This is a genomic window from Roseateles sp. GW821-FHT03B02, assembly GCF_059421025.1.
This window is the reverse complement of the sequence record NZ_JBWKUV010000009.1, coordinates 155,444-173,192: the sequence shown is the minus strand read 5'-3', so window position 1 is coordinate 173,192 and position 17,749 is coordinate 155,444. Positions and strand designations below refer to the sequence as shown.

The following is a 17,749-nucleotide window of genomic DNA, read 5'->3' as shown; positions in this document are numbered from 1 at the left end:
CCGACAACTGACGGAGACTTTTTCATGGCAACTGCGACTTCGACGGCCGCCGCGCCGATGACCAAAGAGGAGAAGAAGGTCATCTTCGCCTCCTCGCTGGGCACGGTGTTCGAGTGGTACGACTTCTATCTCTACGGCTCGCTGGCGCCCATCATCGCCAAGCAGTTCTTCGCGGGCCTGGACCCGCAGGCCGCGTTCATCGCGTCGCTGATGGCCTTCGCCGCCGGCTTCATCGTGCGCCCCTTCGGCGCGCTGGTGTTCGGCCGCCTGGGCGACATGATCGGCCGCAAGTACACCTTCCTGGTCACCATCCTGATCATGGGCCTGTCGACCTTCATCGTCGGCGTGCTGCCCACCTACGCGACCATCGGTGCCGCGGCGCCGGTCATCCTGGTCGGCCTGCGCCTGCTGCAGGGCCTGGCCCTGGGCGGTGAATACGGCGGTGCCGCCACCTACGTGGCCGAGCACGCGCCGCACGGCAAGCGCGGCGCCTACACCTCGTGGATCCAGACGACCGCGACGCTGGGCCTGTTCCTGTCGCTGATGGTCATCCTGGGCACCCGCACCTCGCTGGGCGAGAAGGACTTCGCCGACTGGGGCTGGCGCGTGCCCTTCATCGTCTCCATCCTGCTGCTGGGCATCTCGGTGTGGATCCGGCTGTCGATGAACGAGTCGCCCGCCTTCCAGAAGATGAAGGCCGAGGGCAAGACCTCCAAGGCGCCGCTGTCCGAGTCCTTCGGCCAGTGGAAGAACCTGAAGATCGTGCTGCTGGCGCTGTTCGGCCTCGTGGCCGGCCAGGGCGTGGTCTGGTACTCCGGCCAGTTCTACGCGCTGTTCTTCCTGACGTCGGTGCTCAAGGTCGACGCCTCCAGCGCCAACATCTGGATCGCCATCTCGCTGATCCTGGGTACGCCGTTCTTTGTCGTGTTCGGCACGCTGTCCGACAAGATCGGCCGCAAGCCCATCATCATGGCCGGCCTGCTGCTCGCCGCGGTGACCTACTTCCCGCTGTTCAAGGCCCTGACCGAGGCGGCCAACCCCGACCTCGCCAAGGCCCAGGCCAGCGCCAAGGTCACGCTGAGCACCAACATGGCCAGCTGCTCCTTCCAGGGCAGCCCGCTGGCACGTGAGGTGGACTTCACCAGCGCCTGCGACATCGCCAAGCGCGCCCTGGCCGTGTCGTCGGCCAGCTCCGAGACCGTCGAGGCCCCTGCCGGCGCCGCGACCGTGGTGAAGGTGGGCGAGAAGGAAATCGCCGTCCCGACCGCCTCCAAGCTGACCGAGCACAAGTTCGACGAAGCCAGCACCAAGGCCATCGCCGCCTTCAAGAAGGAACTGGGCGATGCCATGAAGGCCGCGGGCTACCCCGCCAAGGCCGACATGGCCAAGGCCAACGTGCCGATGGTCATCGCCATCCTGTTCGTGCTGGTGCTGTACGTGACCATGGTCTACGGCCCGATCGCCGCCATGCTGGTGGAGATGTTCCCGACCCGCATCCGCTACACCTCGATGAGCCTGCCGTACCACATCGGCAACGGCTGGTTCGGCGGCATGCTGCCCTCCATCACGTTCGCGATGGTGGCCCAGAACGGCAACATCTATCACGGCCTGTGGTACCCCATCGTCATCGCCGTGATGAGCTTCGTCATCGGCATGCTCTTCGTCCGCGAAACCAAGGACGTGGACATCTATGCGAAGGACTGAGGCAGCGCCGAGGACAGGCCCTGCGGCCTGTACGACGGCTGCCGAAGGACACGGCGCCTGCTGGCGCCGTGGCATGAGGTGGGACCGGGCTGAGTCCGTGCGGACTCAGCGACGCCCATGCAAGGCCATGCCGCTTGCACGCGGCATGGTTCTGTGAAGACCCGAGGCCGGCTTTCAGCCGGCCTTCTCATTGGCGTACCCCATTCCCCGGGAACCCCTGCTTGTCGATTGCGGCGCAGCCTGCGACCATTTCAGGGATGCCCAAGTCCAAAGCCTCCCCCGACCCTGCCGACGGCGGCGCCAGCGAACAGCGCCGGCTTCAGATGGTCGACATCGCCCGCCTCGCCGGCGTGTCCGTCTCCACCGTCTCGCGCGCCCTTAACGGCAGCGAGCTCGTCAACGCCGAAACCCGCCAGCGCGTGGCCGATCTGGCGCGCTCCCTGAACTACTCGATCAATTTCGGTGCCCGCAATCTGCGCCTGCAGGAGAACAAGACGGTCGCCGTCGTCGTGCCCTACGACGCCAAGTCGCGCCAGCACATCTCCGATCCTTTCTTCCTGTCCATCGTCGGCTCCATTGCCGATGCGCTGACCGATCGCGGCTACGACATGCTGCTGTCGCGCGTGGACGCCGAGCGCCTGGACCTGGCCTCGCACTGGTTCGACTCCGGCAAGGCCATCGGCGTCATCCTCATCGGCCAGTGGCGTCATCACGACCAGCTCAACGAGATGGCGGCGCGCAAGCTGCCCCTGGTCGTCTGGGGCGGCGAGATGCAGCAGCAGCTGTATTGCAGCGTCGGCGGCGACAACGTGCTGGGCGGCGAACTGGCGACGCGTCATCTGCTGGCCCACGGGCGGCGGCGCATTGCCTTCATCGGCGACGCCCAGCTGCCCGAGGTGTGGCTGCGTCGTCAGGGTTATGTCCAGGCCTTGCGTGAGGCCGGCCTGGAGGCCGATCCGGCGCTGGAGCTGCCGGCGCCCTTCGAGCCCGGCGTGGCCACCGATGTCGTGCGCGATTTCTGTGCCGGGCAGCAGGGCTTCGACGGCGTGGTCTGCTGCAGCGACGTGCTGGCGCTGCTGACCATCCAGGCCCTGCGGGCCGCCGGCCGCAGCGTGCCGGGCGACGTGGCCGTCATCGGCTATGACGACATGCCGCTGGCCGCCTACTGCGACCCGCCGCTTACGACGGTGCACCAGCCGGTGGCCGAAGCCGGCGCCGAGCTTGTCGAGGCACTGCTGGGCCAGCTGCGCGGCGAGCGCGCCGGCCCGCGCACCATGCCGGTCTACCTGAAGCTGCGCCAGAGCGCGCCGGACGGCGACACCTGAGACACGAGCTCAGGGCCGTGTCACCGCCGAGGCTGTGCGTTCAGCGGGTGCACGGTCAGCGTGTCCAGAATCAGGCCCTCCTGCGAGGACAGGCTCATAGAGGCGAAGGGCTCGCGAGGGAAGAACAGGCAGGTCATCACACTCAGCCCACCGTCAGCGAAGAGCTCCACCGAGGTGGTGTCGAAACAGAGCTGCAGATCGGCTGTCGCCGTTCCGGCCAGGCGTGGCGCCGAATGGCGTCCGGCGAACTGGGGGTGGAAGTCGACCCGGCCGGCACGGCGCCGATCGATGAACCAGGTGTCGGTGTCGCGGTCGTAGCCGATCACGAGTTCGTCGCCGCCCGGGCCCGCCAGTGTCAGGGCGAAGCTGCGCAAGACGGCGATGCCGAGGCGGAGCACGAAAACACCCTCTGCCGTCTGCAACCCGGCGCCGAGGTCCAGCGGCGTTTGCAGCGAAACCTCGTTCAGGGCCAGCGCCACCGGCCCCTGCAGCGAGAGCAGCTCGCGAGCGGGCACCGACGCCACACGCGGACCGTCGGCGCCCAGCCGGAGCTGCAGTTCGCGTGGCATCGTCATCGCGCTGCGCCAGGGGGCCGTCGGCAGCGCCGCGGCGTAGAGCCAGTTGCTCATCCAGCCGATGAAGAGGGCGCGGTCCTCCACGCCCGACCAGGTGACGCCGGCGTAGTTGTCGGGGCCGTGGTCGAGCCAGCGGAGCCGCGTGTCCAGTGGCGTGAAGCGATGGCCGTCGAAGTCGCCGATGAAATACAGCGTGGCGGAGCCGCCGTTGGGGCCGCCGAGGGTTACGCTCACCAACAGCACCCAGTGCGTCGACTCGTCAGCGGCGCGCAGGGGGAACAGGTCGCCGCACTCCCAGACGCCGCCGGTACCGAGGTCGTGTGCGAACTCGCTCTCCAGCGTCCAGGCCTTCAGGTCGGGCGAGCTGTAGAAGCGCATGCGGTCGCCGCAGGCCAGCACGGTCAGCCAGCGCTGCTGCGCCGCCAGCCAGCAGACCTTGGGGTCGCGGAAGTCCTTCAGCCCCGGGTTGGGAAGCACCGGGTTGCCATCGAACTTGGCCCAGGATCGGCCGGCATCCAGGCTCACGGCGAGACTCTGGCTTTCCTCTGAAACCACGCCCGCCTGCGCATCGGCCGGGCGGTGGTGCGTGAACATGGCCACCAGCGGCGAGGTGCCGGGCGGGCCCAGGCCGGAGCGGTTGCCGTGATCCACCACCGCGCTGCCCGAGAAGATCATGCCCAGCGCATCCGGGGCCAGGGCGACGGGCTGCTCCTGCCAGTGCAGCAGGTCGGCGCTGGTGGCGTGGCCCCAGTGCATCGGCCCCCAGGTCGAGCCGTCGGGGTGGTACTGGTAGAAGAGGTGATAGACGCCTTCATGGAAGACCAGCCCGTTGGGGTCGTTCATCCAGTTCGCCGCGGGCGTGTAGTGGTAGGCGGGGCGGTATTGAGGCGTGGGGTCGCAGGCCATGGCGGTCGCGTTGGAGGTTGGGAGGTCTGGTGCGCGGCGGCCGCGCCTTGCTTCAGGGCGCGGGTGCCTTGCAGTGCCGTTCGATGAAGTCCTGGTGCGAAGGCATGGCAGTCGCCGCCTGCCGCATCGCCTGGCGCTGGCGTTCGAGCATGGCGGCGCCGTCCACGCCGCGCAGGTCCAGCAGCGGGTCGTGGCGCTCGGGCCAGTTGAACTGGCCGATGTGCACGGCCAGCCAGCTCTGGTTGCCGAACAAGTCGTTGCCCTCCGACACGAGCCGGCCCCAGCGCTTGAAGTGGTCGATCTTCCACTGCAGCGTGTCGGGGATGGGCATGGCCGCGCAGTAGCGCCACAGCTCGCTGTCGTCGCGCTCGGTCAGCTTGTAGTGCAGGATCAGGAAGTCGCGGATGCGTTCCCACTCCTGGATGCCGATGCGGTTGTATTCGGCGATCGTCAGCGGGTCGAAGTCGCGGTCGGGAAAGAGGGCCAGCAGCCGCGAGATGCCCGACTGCACGAGATGCAGGCTGGTGGACTCCAGCGGCTCCATGAAGCCGCTGGCCAGTCCCAGGGCGACGACGTTGCGGTTCCAGAACTGCTTGCGACGGCCGGTGGTGAAACGCAGCGGCCGGGGCGTGGCCTGGGCCGGGGCATCGAGGTGCGCCAGCAGCGTTGCCGCGGCCTCGTCGTCGGAGATGAAGCGGCTGCAGTAGACATGGCCGTTGCCGGTGCGGTGCTGCAGCGGAATGCGCCACTGCCAGCCCGCGGCATGCGCGGTGGAGCGGGTGTAGGGCGTGAAGTCGGCGCTGCGTGCGCAGGGCACGGCCATGGCGCGGTCGCAGGGCAGCCAGTGGCTCCAGTTCTCGTAGCCCGTCTGCAGCGCTTCTTCGATGAGCAGGCCGCGAAAGCCCGAGCAGTCGATGAAAAGGTCGCCTTCGATCTCGCGGCCGTCGGCCAGCCTGACGCGGTCGACGTGGCCGTTGCCGGGATCGAGCTGCACGCCGTCGATGCGGCCCTCGACGCGCTGCACGCCGCGCGACTCGGACACCTCGCGCAGGTAGCGGGCGTAGAGGCCGGCGTCGAAGTGGTAGGCGTAGTCGTAGGTCGAACGCACGTCGCGCGGGTCGGCCAGCGGCGGTGCGAAGCGGTTCAGCTGCGCGGCGGCCCAGGCCATGGAGTGGTCGTCGAGTGACGTGTCGCCGCCGTCGTGGCGGCTCTTGAGCCAGTGCTGGTGCAGCGGCGCGTAGTCGAAGGCCACGCCATGCGGGCCGAAGGGGTGGAAATAGCGCTGGCCCTGGCGGCCCCAGTTCAGGAACTGGATGCCGAGCTTGAAGCTGCCCTGGGTGCGCCGCAGGAACTCGGCCTCGTTCAGGCCCAGGGTCTGGTTGAAGGTGCGGATGGGTGGGATGGTGGCCTCGCCGACGCCGACCGTGCCGATCTCGTCGGACTCGACCAGCGTGATCGCACAGCGGCGCGAGGCGAGGGCGGTGGCCAGCGAGGCCGCGGCCATCCAGCCGGCCGAGCCGCCGCCGACGATGACGATGCGCCGCAGCGCGCGGGGGTGGGGCGTGTCGTGCATGTCGGTCATCCCATTCGCAGGCAGAGCATTCTGGGGCCGCCAGTTGGCAGGTCGGCGCTCAGCAAGCCGTCGAGGTGGTGGAAGGGCAGGGGTAAGCCGTCGCAAAGCAGCGCGAGCGGCGCTCGTTCGCACCAGGCGACGAAGCGGCCGCCGTCGCGCAGGCTCAGGTTCATCTCGGTTTCCTGCCAGCTGCAGCTCGTGATGGCCGCCGCGCAGTTGAACTTGTCGGCCAGCCCGATGACGGCGACGCCGCGCTCGATGGGCGCGAAGGACACCAGCTCCCACTCGCCCGGCGCAAGCTCGAAGCGCGGCGCCGTGTCGCTGCCGCAGCGCCAGGCGCGGCCGAGGCGGTGTGCGAAGGCGATGCAGTCTGCGGCCAGGCCGGGCACGTCACCCGGGCCGGCCTGACCGCTCAGCGTAGCGGTCTCGCCGGCGTTGAAGAGGCCGACGACGGCAGCTGCGCCGTTGCGGTTGAAGATCTTCAGCAGCGCGGCCTCGCGTGTCGGGTCGGTGAACAGGCTGTCCGGGCAGGGGCGGCCGGGGCCGTCGGCGCGCAGCACGCTGCCGTCGCTGAGCACGAGCTTGCGCAGCAGCTCGGCGTCGTGGCGGCCGATGCCGTCGGACACGTAGACCGGGCCGCCGGAGATCGCCCGGGCCGCGGCATGGAAGGCGCCGCGGGGGTGGGCCGACTGGAACATGTCCCAGTCAGGCAGCATGAACTCGCCGAACCACATGCCGGCCATGGCGTTGGCGAAGAGATGCAGGCCGTGGCTTTCGGGGCGATTCGGGAAGAAGTCGTCGGAGGTGCGCAGCACCACGCTGTCGCGACTCTGGTACAGGCACTCCGGCGTGCAGGCCATGCAGTTGATGAGGCGGCCATCGAAGTGGCGTTGCACCGAGGCTTCGAGCGCGCGGCGGCTGGCGGCGCCGAGGGCCACGCGGCCGCCCTGGCCGGCCGACACGCCTTCGAGCAGGCCCTGGGCGTCGACCTTGACGCCGTCCACGCCCTGGCTGGCGAGGCTGCGGTGCAGGTCGTCGTAGAAACGGGCGAAGCTCGCGGTGGACGGCACGCCGAGCTGGGCGCCCCAGGGCCAGACGTTCCAGCGCGGCTCCTGCGCGAGCAGGCCCGGGCCGAACGAGCGCGCGACGCGGCGCACGCCCCAGTCCGGAAAAGCCTCGGCATCCAGGCCGCCCCAGTAGCCCAGCAGCGCGTGCCAGACGATGACACGCCGCACGCCGAAGTCCGCCCTGGCGCTGCGCACGAGGGGGGCGAGATCGCCGCCGAAGCGTTCGTTGGGAGCCAGCGCGACGAGGCGGTCCTCGCCGCTGGCGGCGCGCTGCCAGCGCTGCCAGCCGTCGTCGAGGATCAGCAGGCGCGGCGGCACGCCGGCCTCGGCGAAGCTGCGCAGGCCGGCCTGCACCTGCTCGGGCGACACGTCCTTGTAGAAGGCGTCCCAGGTGCACCAGCCGAAGAGATCGACAAAGTCGGGCAGCGGGCGGTCGGCGCGCAGGCGGCCGCCGAGCCGGGCTGCGATGGCGCGCGCCGCGGCGTGGACCAGGGCGTAAGGGTCGGCCCCGTGGCCGACGAAGAGCGCCGCGCCCCCGGTGCAGGGAAGGTCGGGGTCGCCGGTCTCGGCGCAGACCGCGAGGCCGGCCGGGCCGGCGCACAGCGAGAAGCGCGTGCGCGGGTCGAGCAGGGGCACGAGCAGCGTGTAGCAGCCGCGCGCATCGCGGGCCAGCAGCCAGACGGTCTCGGGCTGCACGTCGGACTCGTCCGCGCCGATGGCGGGCGTTGTCCAGAAGGGCGAGAAGCGCTGCAGGCTGGTGAAGCGCTCCAGGCCTTCGAAACGGCCGAGCGCGTGCTCGACATGGCTTGCAGGCTCGGCATCGGGCGGTGCGAGGAAGCACCCGACGCCGCCCGCGTCGGCGAGCAGGCGCCAGCCGGGCGCGAGCCTCAAATGGGTCCGGCCGCCGCTGCTCAGCGCAGCGTCGGCCGGATCGAGTTGCCAGTCGGACATGGGGATGACGCGAGGCCTCGTTGAAGGCCGGGCAGGCTGGCCACCTGCCCGGCGCACGCGCTCAGAAGGTGTAGCGCACGTTGGCGTTGATCGTGCGGCCGGTCTCGACGCCGGCGCCGAATACCGTCGTCGAGCCGCCGATGAAGCCGCCGCCGCTGGCCGGGAAGACCTTGTCGAACAGGTTGTTGACGTTCACGCCGGCCGAGATGCCGCCACCGAAGTCGTAGTTGGCCGCCGCGCTGACGATGTAGTGGCCCTTGATCTTGGTGGTGTTGCTGTTGTCGGCATACACCTCGCCCTGGCCGCGCACGGTCGCGCTCAGCGTCAGGTCGCCGATGGCGTAGCGCGGCGAGATCGTGTAACGCCACTTCGGCACGCCGCCCGAAGTCTTGCCGACCTGGCTGGCGTCGCCCAGGTTGGAGGTCATGACCTCCTTGGAGTAGACGACGTTGAAGTTCAGCGCGAAGTTGCCGATGCCGCCTGCAGTCTCGATCTCGACACCGTCGGCCTTGTAGCCGAGCACGTTGAGCTTGGGGCCTTGGTAGTTGGGCTTGTTCGGGTCGTCCTGGCGCGTCTGGTCGTAGTCGAACTCGGTCGTGGTCGAGTGGAAGAAGGTGGCGGCCAGGCCATAGTTGCCCCAGTCGGCCGAGCCGCGGTACTTGACGCCCACTTCCGACTGCTTGACCGGCGCGAGCACCGCCGACATGCCGCCGGAGGTCAGCAGGCCGGTGGCCGCGTCGATGTTGGACGAGAACAGCAGGCGGTCGGCGACGGCGCGCGTGCCCTTGCTGTAGCGCACGAAGGCGCTCAGGTCGGTGGTCAGGCGGTAGTTGGCGCCCAGCGAGTAGTTGGTGTAGTCCCGCGAATAGTTGGCCAGGCCGCGCGGCGCGTTGGTGTCGATCAGGTAGACGTTCTTCTCGGCACCGGTGACCTTGCCGTCGCCGTTGACGTCGTAGGCCTGGGCTGCGCCGGCCGCGTAGCTGCCGTTGGCCTTGAAGCTCTCGCGGCGCACGCCGGCATCCAGGTCGAGGTCGCCCGCGCCGAGGTTCAGCGACAGGTAGGGCGCCGTCGTCGTGAAGTGGGTGTCGATGTCGCGGGCGCAGCAGCCGCCCCACTGGTTGTTGTAGCCCGTCAGGCCGGCGCTGGTCAGGGCCGCGCCCGCAGCGTCGTAGACGTCGATGACGGCACCGTCACGGCCGGCTTCCATGACGCGCTCGCTGATCATCCAGCGCTGCACGACGTTCTGGCGCGAGTAGAACAGGCCGCCGCGCAGGTCCACGGTGCCCACGTCGGTCTTGAACTGCTTGGCCACCGACAGGTCGTTGACCAGGTTGCCCATGTCCGGCAGCTGGGTGTTGATCGCAGCGCTCTTGGACACCAGGCCGGTGGACAGGTTGGCCGCCGTCACGGCGGTGCCGGCCTTGGCGCTGTTGAAGTACTTGGCCGATGCGCCGGTGCCGAAGCCGCCGAGCAGGTTGGCTAGCGTCTGCACGTCCCAGAACTGGGCCTGGAAGGCGCCCGAGTTGCGCGACACGCGGAACTTGTCGTCCACGGTGAAGCCGTTGGCGAGCTCGTTGTGGAATTCGAAGCCGAGCGACTGCGACTTGACCGTGATGCCGTTGACCAGCGACGAGTTGATGCGCTCGCGGGTGATGGGGTCGATGCCGGGGACGCTGGCGTTGTAGATGGAGTACTGCGAGTCGCGGGTGCCGTCGTAGTTGGCGACTTTGCCGAAGCCGCCGATGAAGTTGCCCGACTTGCTGGCCGTCAGGAAGGTCTGGGGCGTCGTCGGCGCATGCTCGTCGAGGGCCTTGAAGTAGGCGCGGATGTAGCCCTTGCCGCCGTTGAACTCCTTGGTGATGTTGCCCTTGAGCTGGTAGCCGAGCAGGGAGTTCGAGGTTGAATGGCGGGCGCCTTCGCCCTCGCGGTAGTAGCCGCCGACGTGGTAGTACAGGTCAGGGGCGAGCTTGGCGCCGTAGTCGCCGTCGACGCGCGTTTCCTTGAAGTTCAGGCCGCGTGACAGGCCGATGCTGCCGCCGGCCTGCTTGCCGGTCTTGCTGATGTAGTTGATGACGGCGCCGGGGGCGTGCGAGGCGAACACCGACGACGAGCCGCCGCGCAGCGTCTGGATGTGGTCGACGTTGTTGTCGAAGCGGGTCCAGTAGTCGTTGTTGCCGAAGTTCATGTCGCCGAACTGCACGGTCGGCAGACCGTCTTCCTGCAACTGCACGTACTTGGAACCGCCCGAGGAGATGGGCAGGCCGCGCACGGAGATGTTGGCGTTGCCGCCGGGGCCGGCCGTGGCCTCGGTGCGGATGCCGGGGATCAGCAACAGCACTTCCGCTTCGGTGCGCGCGCCCAGGGCCTGCACCTGTTCCTGGTCGACGTCGGTGACCGACACCGAGCTGCGCAGCTTGGACTTGACGGATGAGGTGGCGGTCGTGACGACACGGTCCAGGCCGACGACGTCGGACTTGGCGGCCTCGGTGCTCTGCGCCAGGGCCGGCAAGGCCAGGGCGGCGAAAGACGCGGCCAGCAGTTGGGCCAGCGGGGTGAGGGCAGGGTGGCGAACGGGGATGGACTTCACGTTGTCTCCTTCATTGGAATGGTTTGTCGGTGGCGCCTGCCGTGGCGGCGCCTTTCTGGTGTTGTCGATCGAAGGATAGGTTTTGGTGGCAAAAAAAGCAATCGATTGCAATGCTAGGGAAAACCAGTGATGTTGCTGAATGGAGATGCCGTGGGGTGCCCTGGATGGCTGTGCATGTCATGGTGTCATGGCGGCGCCGCCGGATCGGACTGCACTCGGTGTCGTGGGAGGTTTTCCCAATGTGGAAGGCATTCATCGCGGGGGTCGAGTCCGTGGCGGTTTGGTCCTGGGGCTGTGGGGAGGTGGTCGGCGGGCGCCGGGGCGTGGTGATGAAGCAAGCCTGGTTCAGTTGTGGGGCGGCGCATGTCAGCCTCGTTTCAGCTTCCTGGGATAATCCCGAATACAAACGATTGCAAACGCGCCCAGAATGAGTGCATCCACCGAAGATGCATGCACCAGTGAGCCGCCTTCTCGCCCCCTTAGTCGCCGCCTTCGGCTCCGCTCGCCGGGCCGAGACGTTGACCGCCATCGCGCTGGTGGGGCCGGCCTTCGTCGGCTTCCTGCTCTTCCATGCCTGGCCCACGTGGCGTGCCATCACGATCAGCTTCACCGACTGGAACCTGCTGCGTGAACCGCGCTTCGTGGGCCTGGCCAACTACGCCGAGCTGCTGCAGGACGGCGGCTTCTGGCAGGGCATGAAGCTCAGCGCCTGGTATGTGCTACTGAACATCCCGCTGCAGATTGCCTTCGGCCTCTTCCTCGCCGTCGCCATGGACCGGCTGACCCGCTCGCTGTGGGTCAAGTCCATCGTGCTGCTGCCCTATCTGTTGTCCAACGTGTTGGTGGCCATGATCTGGCTGTGGATGCTGGACCCGCTGCTCGGTTGGACGAACGAGATGCTGGCCACGCTGGACATCGACCGCCAGCCCTTCTTCGGCGGCGTTGACCAGGCGCTGCTGACCGTGGCCGCCGTCAACATCTGGCGCCACATGGGGCTGGTGGCGCTGCTCTTCCTGGCGGGACTGCAGAACATCCCGCGCTCGCTCTACGAGGCGGCCGGGCTGGAGGGAGCGTCGGAGTGGCAGATGTTCCGCCGCATCACGCTGCCGCTGTTGCGGCCGGTCATGGTCTTCGTGCTGGTGACCAGTGTGACCGGCTCCTTCCAGATCTTCGACACCATCGCCGTGACGACCAAGGGCGGGCCATTGGATTCCACCCAGGTCATCGTCTACTACATCGTGCAGAACGCCTTCAGCTTCTACAAGATGGGTTACGCCTCGGCGATGTCCATGGTGCTGTGCCTTGTCATGCTGGCTTACACCGTCGTGCAGATGCGCATCATGCGCGCCAACGAAAGCGACTTGGCATGAGCGCCGCGGGTCGCCGCTGGAGCCTGGGCCGCGTGCTCGCCTGGGCAGCGTTGCTGGGCATGCTGCTGGTCACGCTGCTGCCGCTGTGGTTCGCGCTGAAGACGGCGCTGGTGCCGCCGCAGCAGCTCTACGACCAGTCCGCCACGCTGGTGCCGCGCGACCCGACGCTGCTGAACTTCCGCCGCGTGCTGGGCCTGCTGTCGCCGGAGCAGAGCCTGGCGGTCGGCGGCTCGGGCGCGGAAATCAACTTCCTGCGGGCGCTGGCCAACTCGGTGCTGTTCACCGTCGTCATCGTCACGCTGCAGGTGGGCTGCGCGGCGATGGCGGCCTATGCCTTCGCGCGGCTGCGCTTCCCGGGCCGCAACCTGCTGTTCGCCCTCTTCGTCGGCACGATGATGGTGCCGGGCGTCGTCACCTTCATCCCCAACTTCATCCTCATCAAGGAACTCGGCTGGCTCGACACCTTCGCCGGCATGGTGGCGCCGTTCTGCCTGATGCAGGGCTTCTCGGTGTTCTTCCTGCGCCAGTTCTTCCTCGCCATCCCGCGCGACATCGAAGAGGCCGCCTTGCTGGAAGGCGCCTCGCAGGCCTACATCTTCGCCCGCGTGGTGCTGCCGCTGTCGTCCTCGGCGCTGGCCACCATCGCCATGCTGACCGGCATCAATCTCTGGAACGAGTTCTTCTGGCCCTACCTCGTCGCCAAGGACGAGGCCCACCAGGTGCTGACCGTGGCCCTGCAGACCTTCAAGGCGCAGACGCCCCAGGGCCAGCCGGACTGGACCGGCCTGATGGCGGCCACCGTCGTGGCGCTGCTGCCGGTGTTGCTGCTGCTGGCTGTGTTCGGTCGACGCGTCATCGAGTCGGTGCAGCACAGCGGAGGCAAGTGACGATGAAGCGACTCTTCGCCGCAGCCCTCGCCCTGGCCGCCTCGCTGGCCCAGGCCGTCGAGGTGCGCTACATGCTGTGGGACTCCGACCAGCAGCCCGCCTACCGCCAGTGCGCCCAGCGCTTCGAGCAGCAGCACCCCGGCATCACCATCAAGTTCCAGCAGGCCGGCTGGGCCGACTACTGGACGGCCCTGTCCACCGGCTTCATCGCCGGCACCGCGCCCGACGTCTTCGTCAACCACCTCGCCAAATTTCCCGAGCTGATGAAGAACGGCCAGCTGCTGGACCTGGCGCCCTACTTGAAGCGCGAGCCGCTGGACCCCGACGCCTACGTGACGGGCGCCTTCGGCATCTGGGGCCGCGCCGGCGGCCAGTACGGCCTGCCCAAGGACTGGGACATGGTGGCCCTGGCCGTCAACCTGGACGTGGCCGAGCGCGCCGGCATCACGCGCGAGGAGCTGTGGTCCATGACCTGGAACCCGGTGGACGGCGGCAGCTTCGAGCGCATCGCCCGCCGCCTCACGCGCGACCGGGAGGGCCGCTCCGCTGCCGACCCCGGCTTCGACCGCCGCCGCGTGAAGGTCTACGGCTTCCAGACCCCCGGCCCCGGCGGCGCCCTGGGCCAGACCGAATGGAGCCACTTCGCCGCGTCCACCGGCTTCACGCTGCAGGATCAGCCCTGGTCGCCCCGTCTGCATTACGACGACCCGCGCCTGGCCCAGACCATCGGCTACATCGCCAGCCTGCCCGCCAAGGGCGTGTCGGCCAGCTTCGAGCTGACCCGCTCGCTGGGCTCGGCCGCGATGTTCATCGCCGGCAAGGCAGCCATGGTGCCCGAGGGTTCCTGGATGATCGCCAACTTCGCGCGCAACGCGCGCTTCCGCCACGCCTGGGTGCCGCTGCCCGTGGGCCCCATCGGCAAGCGGGCCAGCATGATGAACGGCCTGGGCGATTCCGTCTGGGCCGGCTCCAAGGTCAAGGAACAAGCGTGGCAGTGGGTGCGCTTCATGGCCACGCCGGCGTGTCAGCGCCTGGTGGCCGAGGCCGGCGTCACCTACCCGGCGCTGAAGGGCATGGCCGAGCTGGCCGTGCAGGCCCAGGCCAAGCGCGGCGTGGACAGCACGGCCTTCCTGGCCATGAGCCGCGAGCGCAACTTCCCCATGCCCATCGCCGACCACGGCGCCGAGATCTACGACTGGGTCGGCACGGCCATCGAGTCGGTCCTCATCGGCAAGGTCGACGCCGCCACCGCCCTGCGCACGGTCGACGCCCGCGTGCAGCGCCTGCTGCAACCCTGAACGCCCAACGACGCACACCCATGGCCGGCATCGAACTCTCCTCCGTCTGCAAGACCTACGCCGGTGGCGTGCCCGTCATCCGCAACGTCGACCTGCACATCCGCGACGGCGAGTTCTGCGTCTTCGTCGGCCCCAGCGGTTGCGGCAAGTCCACGTTGCTGCGCATGGTGGCGGGCCTGGAGGAGATCAGCGCCGGCGAGCTGCGCATCGGCGGCCAGCGCATGAACGACACCCCGCCCGCCAAGCGCGGCGTGGCCATGGTGTTCCAGAGCTATGCGCTGTTCCCGCACCTGAGCGTCGAGGAGAACCTGGGCTTCGGCCTGAGCCTGGCCGGGGTCGACAAGGCCACCATCCGCGCCAAGGTCGAAGGCGTGGCCGCCAAGCTGCAGCTGCAGGCCCTGCTGGACCGCAAGCCCAAGGCCCTGTCGGGCGGCCAGCGCCAGCGCGTGGCCATCGGGCGCGCCATCATGCGCGAGCCCGGCGTCTTCCTGTTCGACGAGCCGCTGTCCAACCTCGACGCCGCGCTGCGCGTGCAGACCCGCTTCGAGATCGCCAAGATCCACCGCGACTTCGGCCGCGCCAGCACCATCTACGTCACCCACGACCAGGTCGAGGCCATGACGCTGGCCGACCGCATCCTGCTGCTCAACGCCGGCGAGGCCGTCGCCCGCGAGGGCAGCGTGGCCCAGTGCGGCTCTCCGCTGGAGCTCTATCACCGGCCGCGCAATCTCTTCGTGGCCGGCTTCATCGGCTCGCCCCGGATGAACTTCCTGCCGGCCACGCTGGTGCAGGGGCGCAGCGACGGCGCGCGCGTGCGCCTGGCCACCGGCGAGCTGCTGGACGTGGCTGTGGACGCCGCCGCCTTGCCTGCGGGCGCGCCCGTCACCGTGGGCGTGCGGCCCGAGCATGCCGAGCCCGGCACGGCCAGCCAGCACATCGTCCGCGAAGTGCGCTGGCAGGAGCGCCTGGGCGAGTCCACCTACCTCTACCTCGACGGCGAGCTGACCGTGAAGGCGCCCGGCCAGGCTCATGCCGACGCCGGCCAGCGCATCGCCGTCACGCTGCCGGCCATGGCCCTGCACCTGTTTGACGGACAAGGCCTGGCCCTGCCACGCTGTATCCCCGAGCCGGATCAACGCTTGCCCGTCGCCGCCTGAACCCATGACGACCGATTTCCTTTTCCTGCACAGCCGCCGCAGCAGCCTTGTCCTCGAACTGCCGCCCGGCGAGGCGCCGCTGTGGCGCTACTGGGGCCCGCGCCTGCCCGATTCCGTGGCCCCCGGCGCGGCGCTGCGCGAGACGCGGCCGCTGCCGTCCTTCATGCTGGACGTCGACCAGCCGCTGACGGTGGCGCCCACCTTCGGCGTCGGCTGGTTCGGCCAGAGCGCGCTCCTGGCCCACCGCGGCGGGCGCGACTTCGCCCAGGCCTTCACGCAGTGCGAGGTCGAGTGGGCGGTGCCCGGCCGGGCCGTCGTGCTGCGGTTGACCGACACGGTTGCGCAACTGCGGCTGGACTTGCAGCTGCGGCTGGATGAGGCCAGCGACGTGCTCGTCGCGTGCTCGACGCTGACCAACCTCGGCGCCACCGAGCTCGACGTGCAATGGCTGGCCGCCGCCACGCTGCCGCTGCCGGGCGACGCCGAGCAGGTGCGCTTCTACGCTGGCCAGCACATGCACGAGTTCCTGCTGCAGACCGAGGCGCTGACGCGCTCGCTGTGGCGGCGCGAGAGCCGGCGTGGCCGCACCACGCAGGACTGCTTCCCCGGTGCCGTTGTCACGACGCCCGGTGCCACCGCGCATGCCGGTCTGGTGTTTGGCGCCCACCTGGCCTGGTCTGGCAACCATGCCCAGACCATCGAATGGCTGAACGACGGCCAGTACCAGTGGCAGTTCGGCGAATGGCTGGCGCCCGGTGAGCTTCGCCTGGCGCCCGGTGCGACGGTGACGACGCCCGAGCTGGTCGCCAGTTGCTCCACCGAAGGCCTGAACGGCCTGGCCGCCAACTTCCATGCCGAACTGCGTGCCCGGCTGCCCTGGCATGGCGGCGCGATGAAGCCGCGGCCCGTTCACCTCAACACCTGGGAGGGCTTCTACTTCGACATCCGGCCGGAGAAGGTGAAGGAGCTCGCCACCGCCGCCGCCGGCCTGGGCGTGGAGCGCTTCGTGCTGGATGACGGCTGGTTCAACGCCCGCCACCACGACCGCGCCGGCCTGGGTGACTGGTGGCCCGACGCGAGCAAGTTCCCCGAGGGCCTGGGCGAGCTGATCGCCCACGTGAACGGGCTGGGCATGGAGTTCGGCCTGTGGGTCGAGCCCGAGATGGTCAACCCCGACAGCGAGTTGTTCCGTACCCATCCCGACTGGGCGCTGCAGCTCGCCGGCCGGCCGCTGATCACTGCACGCAACCAGTTGGTGCTGGACATCTCGCGACCCGAGGTGTCGGACTACCTGTTCGGCAAGATCGCCGCGCTGCTGGCCGCCCATCCCATCGGCTACCTGAAGTGGGACCACAACCGCGACCTCACCACCGCCGGCCTCGCCGACGGCACGGCCGGCTACCGCGCCCAGGTGGGCGCCGCCTACGCGCTGATGGACCGTCTGCGCGCCACCCACCCCGAGGTCGAGATCGAGAGCTGCTCGGGCGGGGGCGGGCGCATCGACTTCGGCGTGCTGCGCCACACGCATCGCGTCTGGACCAGCGATTGCATCGACGCACTTTCCCGCGTGAGCATGCAGCGCGGCTTCCTGCAGTTCTTCCCGCCCGAGATCATGGGCGCCCACATCGGCACCTCGCCGGCCCACACGACCGGCCGCACGCAGAGCATGGCCTTCCGCGCCGCCGTCGCACTGCCCGGCCATCTGGGCGTGGAGTTGGATGCGCGGCTGTTCGACGAGGCCACGCGCGCCGAGGTGTCGCAGTGGATTGCGCTCTACAAGCAATGGCGCGAACGCCTGCACCACGGCCGCGTGTGGCTGGGCGAGGCCGGCGATGGGCTGGTGTGGCAGGCCCATGGCGACGAAGCGGCAGATGAGTTGCTGCTGATGGTCTACCGCACGGAGCCCAGCAGCTTCAAGTACAACCCCGCCGCGCGCCTGCCCATGCTGGACGCCGGCGCCCGCTACCGCGTCACGCGAGTCCGCCAGGCGCCGTCCACCGGTCAAGACGGCTTCGGCCCTTCGGCGCCCTTCTTCGACGCGCTGGAGCAGGGCGTGGAGGCGGATGGCGCCTGGCTGATGCACGCGGGTCTGCCGGTGCAGCGCTGCGTGGCGGAAACCTGCTTCATGGTGAAGCTGGAGAGGCTGTGAATCATTCGAGCCGTGATGGACGAGCGACGGGCTGCGGCGGGGCGCCATTGCTCCGTGTCCCCCGCGCCGCTGCGCGGCGCTCCTCCTTTACCTGCGCAATTGCGCCCCGCCACATCCCGCCGCTGGCGCCGGTGGTTTTCCGCGTCCACCGATCACAACGACAGCAGGAGGGCGGGCAGGCCTGATGCGCAGGTAAAGGA

The 17,749-nt window shown here is 69.1% G+C and carries 11 protein-coding genes; 7 read left to right on the top strand and 4 right to left on the bottom strand.

Annotated features, from left to right (window positions below):
* Window positions 1–24: 24 nt before the first annotated feature.
* Together AC07VX_RS22030 and AC07VX_RS22025 are read left to right on the top strand one after the other, a co-directional pair.
* Window positions 25–1,704: an MFS transporter gene (locus AC07VX_RS22030; protein WP_493167183.1), complete on the top strand. Its 1,680-nt coding sequence runs from the start codon at window positions 25–27 to the stop codon at window positions 1,702–1,704.
* Window positions 1,705–1,961: 257 nt separating this feature from the next.
* Window positions 1,962–3,029, top strand: coding sequence for a LacI family DNA-binding transcriptional regulator (locus AC07VX_RS22025; protein WP_493167182.1), 1,068 nt, complete (start codon window positions 1,962–1,964; stop codon window positions 3,027–3,029).
* Window positions 3,030–3,049: 20 nt separating this feature from the next.
* On the opposite strand, the gene AC07VX_RS22020 is transcribed toward AC07VX_RS22025, so the two are convergent.
* The 4 genes from AC07VX_RS22020 to AC07VX_RS22005 form a co-directional block, all read right to left on the bottom strand.
* The gene (locus tag AC07VX_RS22020) at window positions 3,050–4,510 is read right to left on the bottom strand and encodes a glycoside hydrolase family 32 protein (RefSeq protein ID WP_493167181.1); all 1,461 of its coding nucleotides are present in this window, start codon (window positions 4,508–4,510) and stop codon (window positions 3,050–3,052) included.
* A 52-nt stretch (window positions 4,511–4,562) separates the two neighbouring features.
* Window positions 4,563–6,083, bottom strand: a complete 1,521-nt coding sequence (locus tag AC07VX_RS22015) for a tryptophan halogenase family protein (protein WP_493183954.1) — start codon at window positions 6,081–6,083, stop codon at window positions 4,563–4,565.
* 5 nt (window positions 6,084–6,088) lie between these two features.
* Window positions 6,089–8,101, bottom strand: coding sequence for a Sip1-related alpha-galactosidase (locus AC07VX_RS22010; protein ID WP_493167179.1), 2,013 nt, complete (start codon window positions 8,099–8,101; stop codon window positions 6,089–6,091).
* A gap of 61 nt (window positions 8,102–8,162) precedes the next feature.
* Window positions 8,163–10,688 (bottom strand): TonB-dependent receptor domain-containing protein, encoded by a 2,526-nt coding sequence (locus tag AC07VX_RS22005; RefSeq protein ID WP_493167178.1) that lies wholly within the window; start codon window positions 10,686–10,688, stop codon window positions 8,163–8,165.
* A 458-nt stretch (window positions 10,689–11,146) separates the two neighbouring features.
* On the opposite strand from AC07VX_RS22005, the gene AC07VX_RS22000 reads away from it, so the two are divergent.
* Genes AC07VX_RS22000 through AC07VX_RS21980 form a run of 5 tightly spaced genes read left to right on the top strand, consistent with a single transcriptional unit; the run spans window position 11,147 to window position 17,549 of the window.
* Window positions 11,147–12,058, top strand: coding sequence for a carbohydrate ABC transporter permease (locus AC07VX_RS22000; protein ID WP_493167177.1), 912 nt, complete (start codon window positions 11,147–11,149; stop codon window positions 12,056–12,058).
* On the top strand, window positions 12,055–12,945 hold the full coding sequence (locus AC07VX_RS21995) for a carbohydrate ABC transporter permease (RefSeq protein ID WP_493167176.1): 891 nt from the start codon (window positions 12,055–12,057) through the stop codon (window positions 12,943–12,945). The genes AC07VX_RS22000 and AC07VX_RS21995 overlap by 4 nt, the downstream gene beginning before the upstream one ends.
* A gap of 2 nt (window positions 12,946–12,947) precedes the next feature.
* On the top strand, window positions 12,948–14,243 hold the full coding sequence (locus AC07VX_RS21990; RefSeq protein WP_493167175.1) for an ABC transporter substrate-binding protein: 1,296 nt from the start codon (window positions 12,948–12,950) through the stop codon (window positions 14,241–14,243).
* A gap of 20 nt (window positions 14,244–14,263) precedes the next feature.
* Complete coding sequence (locus tag AC07VX_RS21985; protein WP_493167174.1) at window positions 14,264–15,400, top strand: ABC transporter ATP-binding protein; 1,137 nt, start codon at window positions 14,264–14,266, stop codon at window positions 15,398–15,400.
* A 4-nt stretch (window positions 15,401–15,404) separates the two neighbouring features.
* Window positions 15,405–17,549: an alpha-galactosidase gene (locus AC07VX_RS21980; protein ID WP_493167173.1), complete on the top strand. Its 2,145-nt coding sequence runs from the start codon at window positions 15,405–15,407 to the stop codon at window positions 17,547–17,549.
* Window positions 17,550–17,749 lie beyond the last annotated feature (200 nt).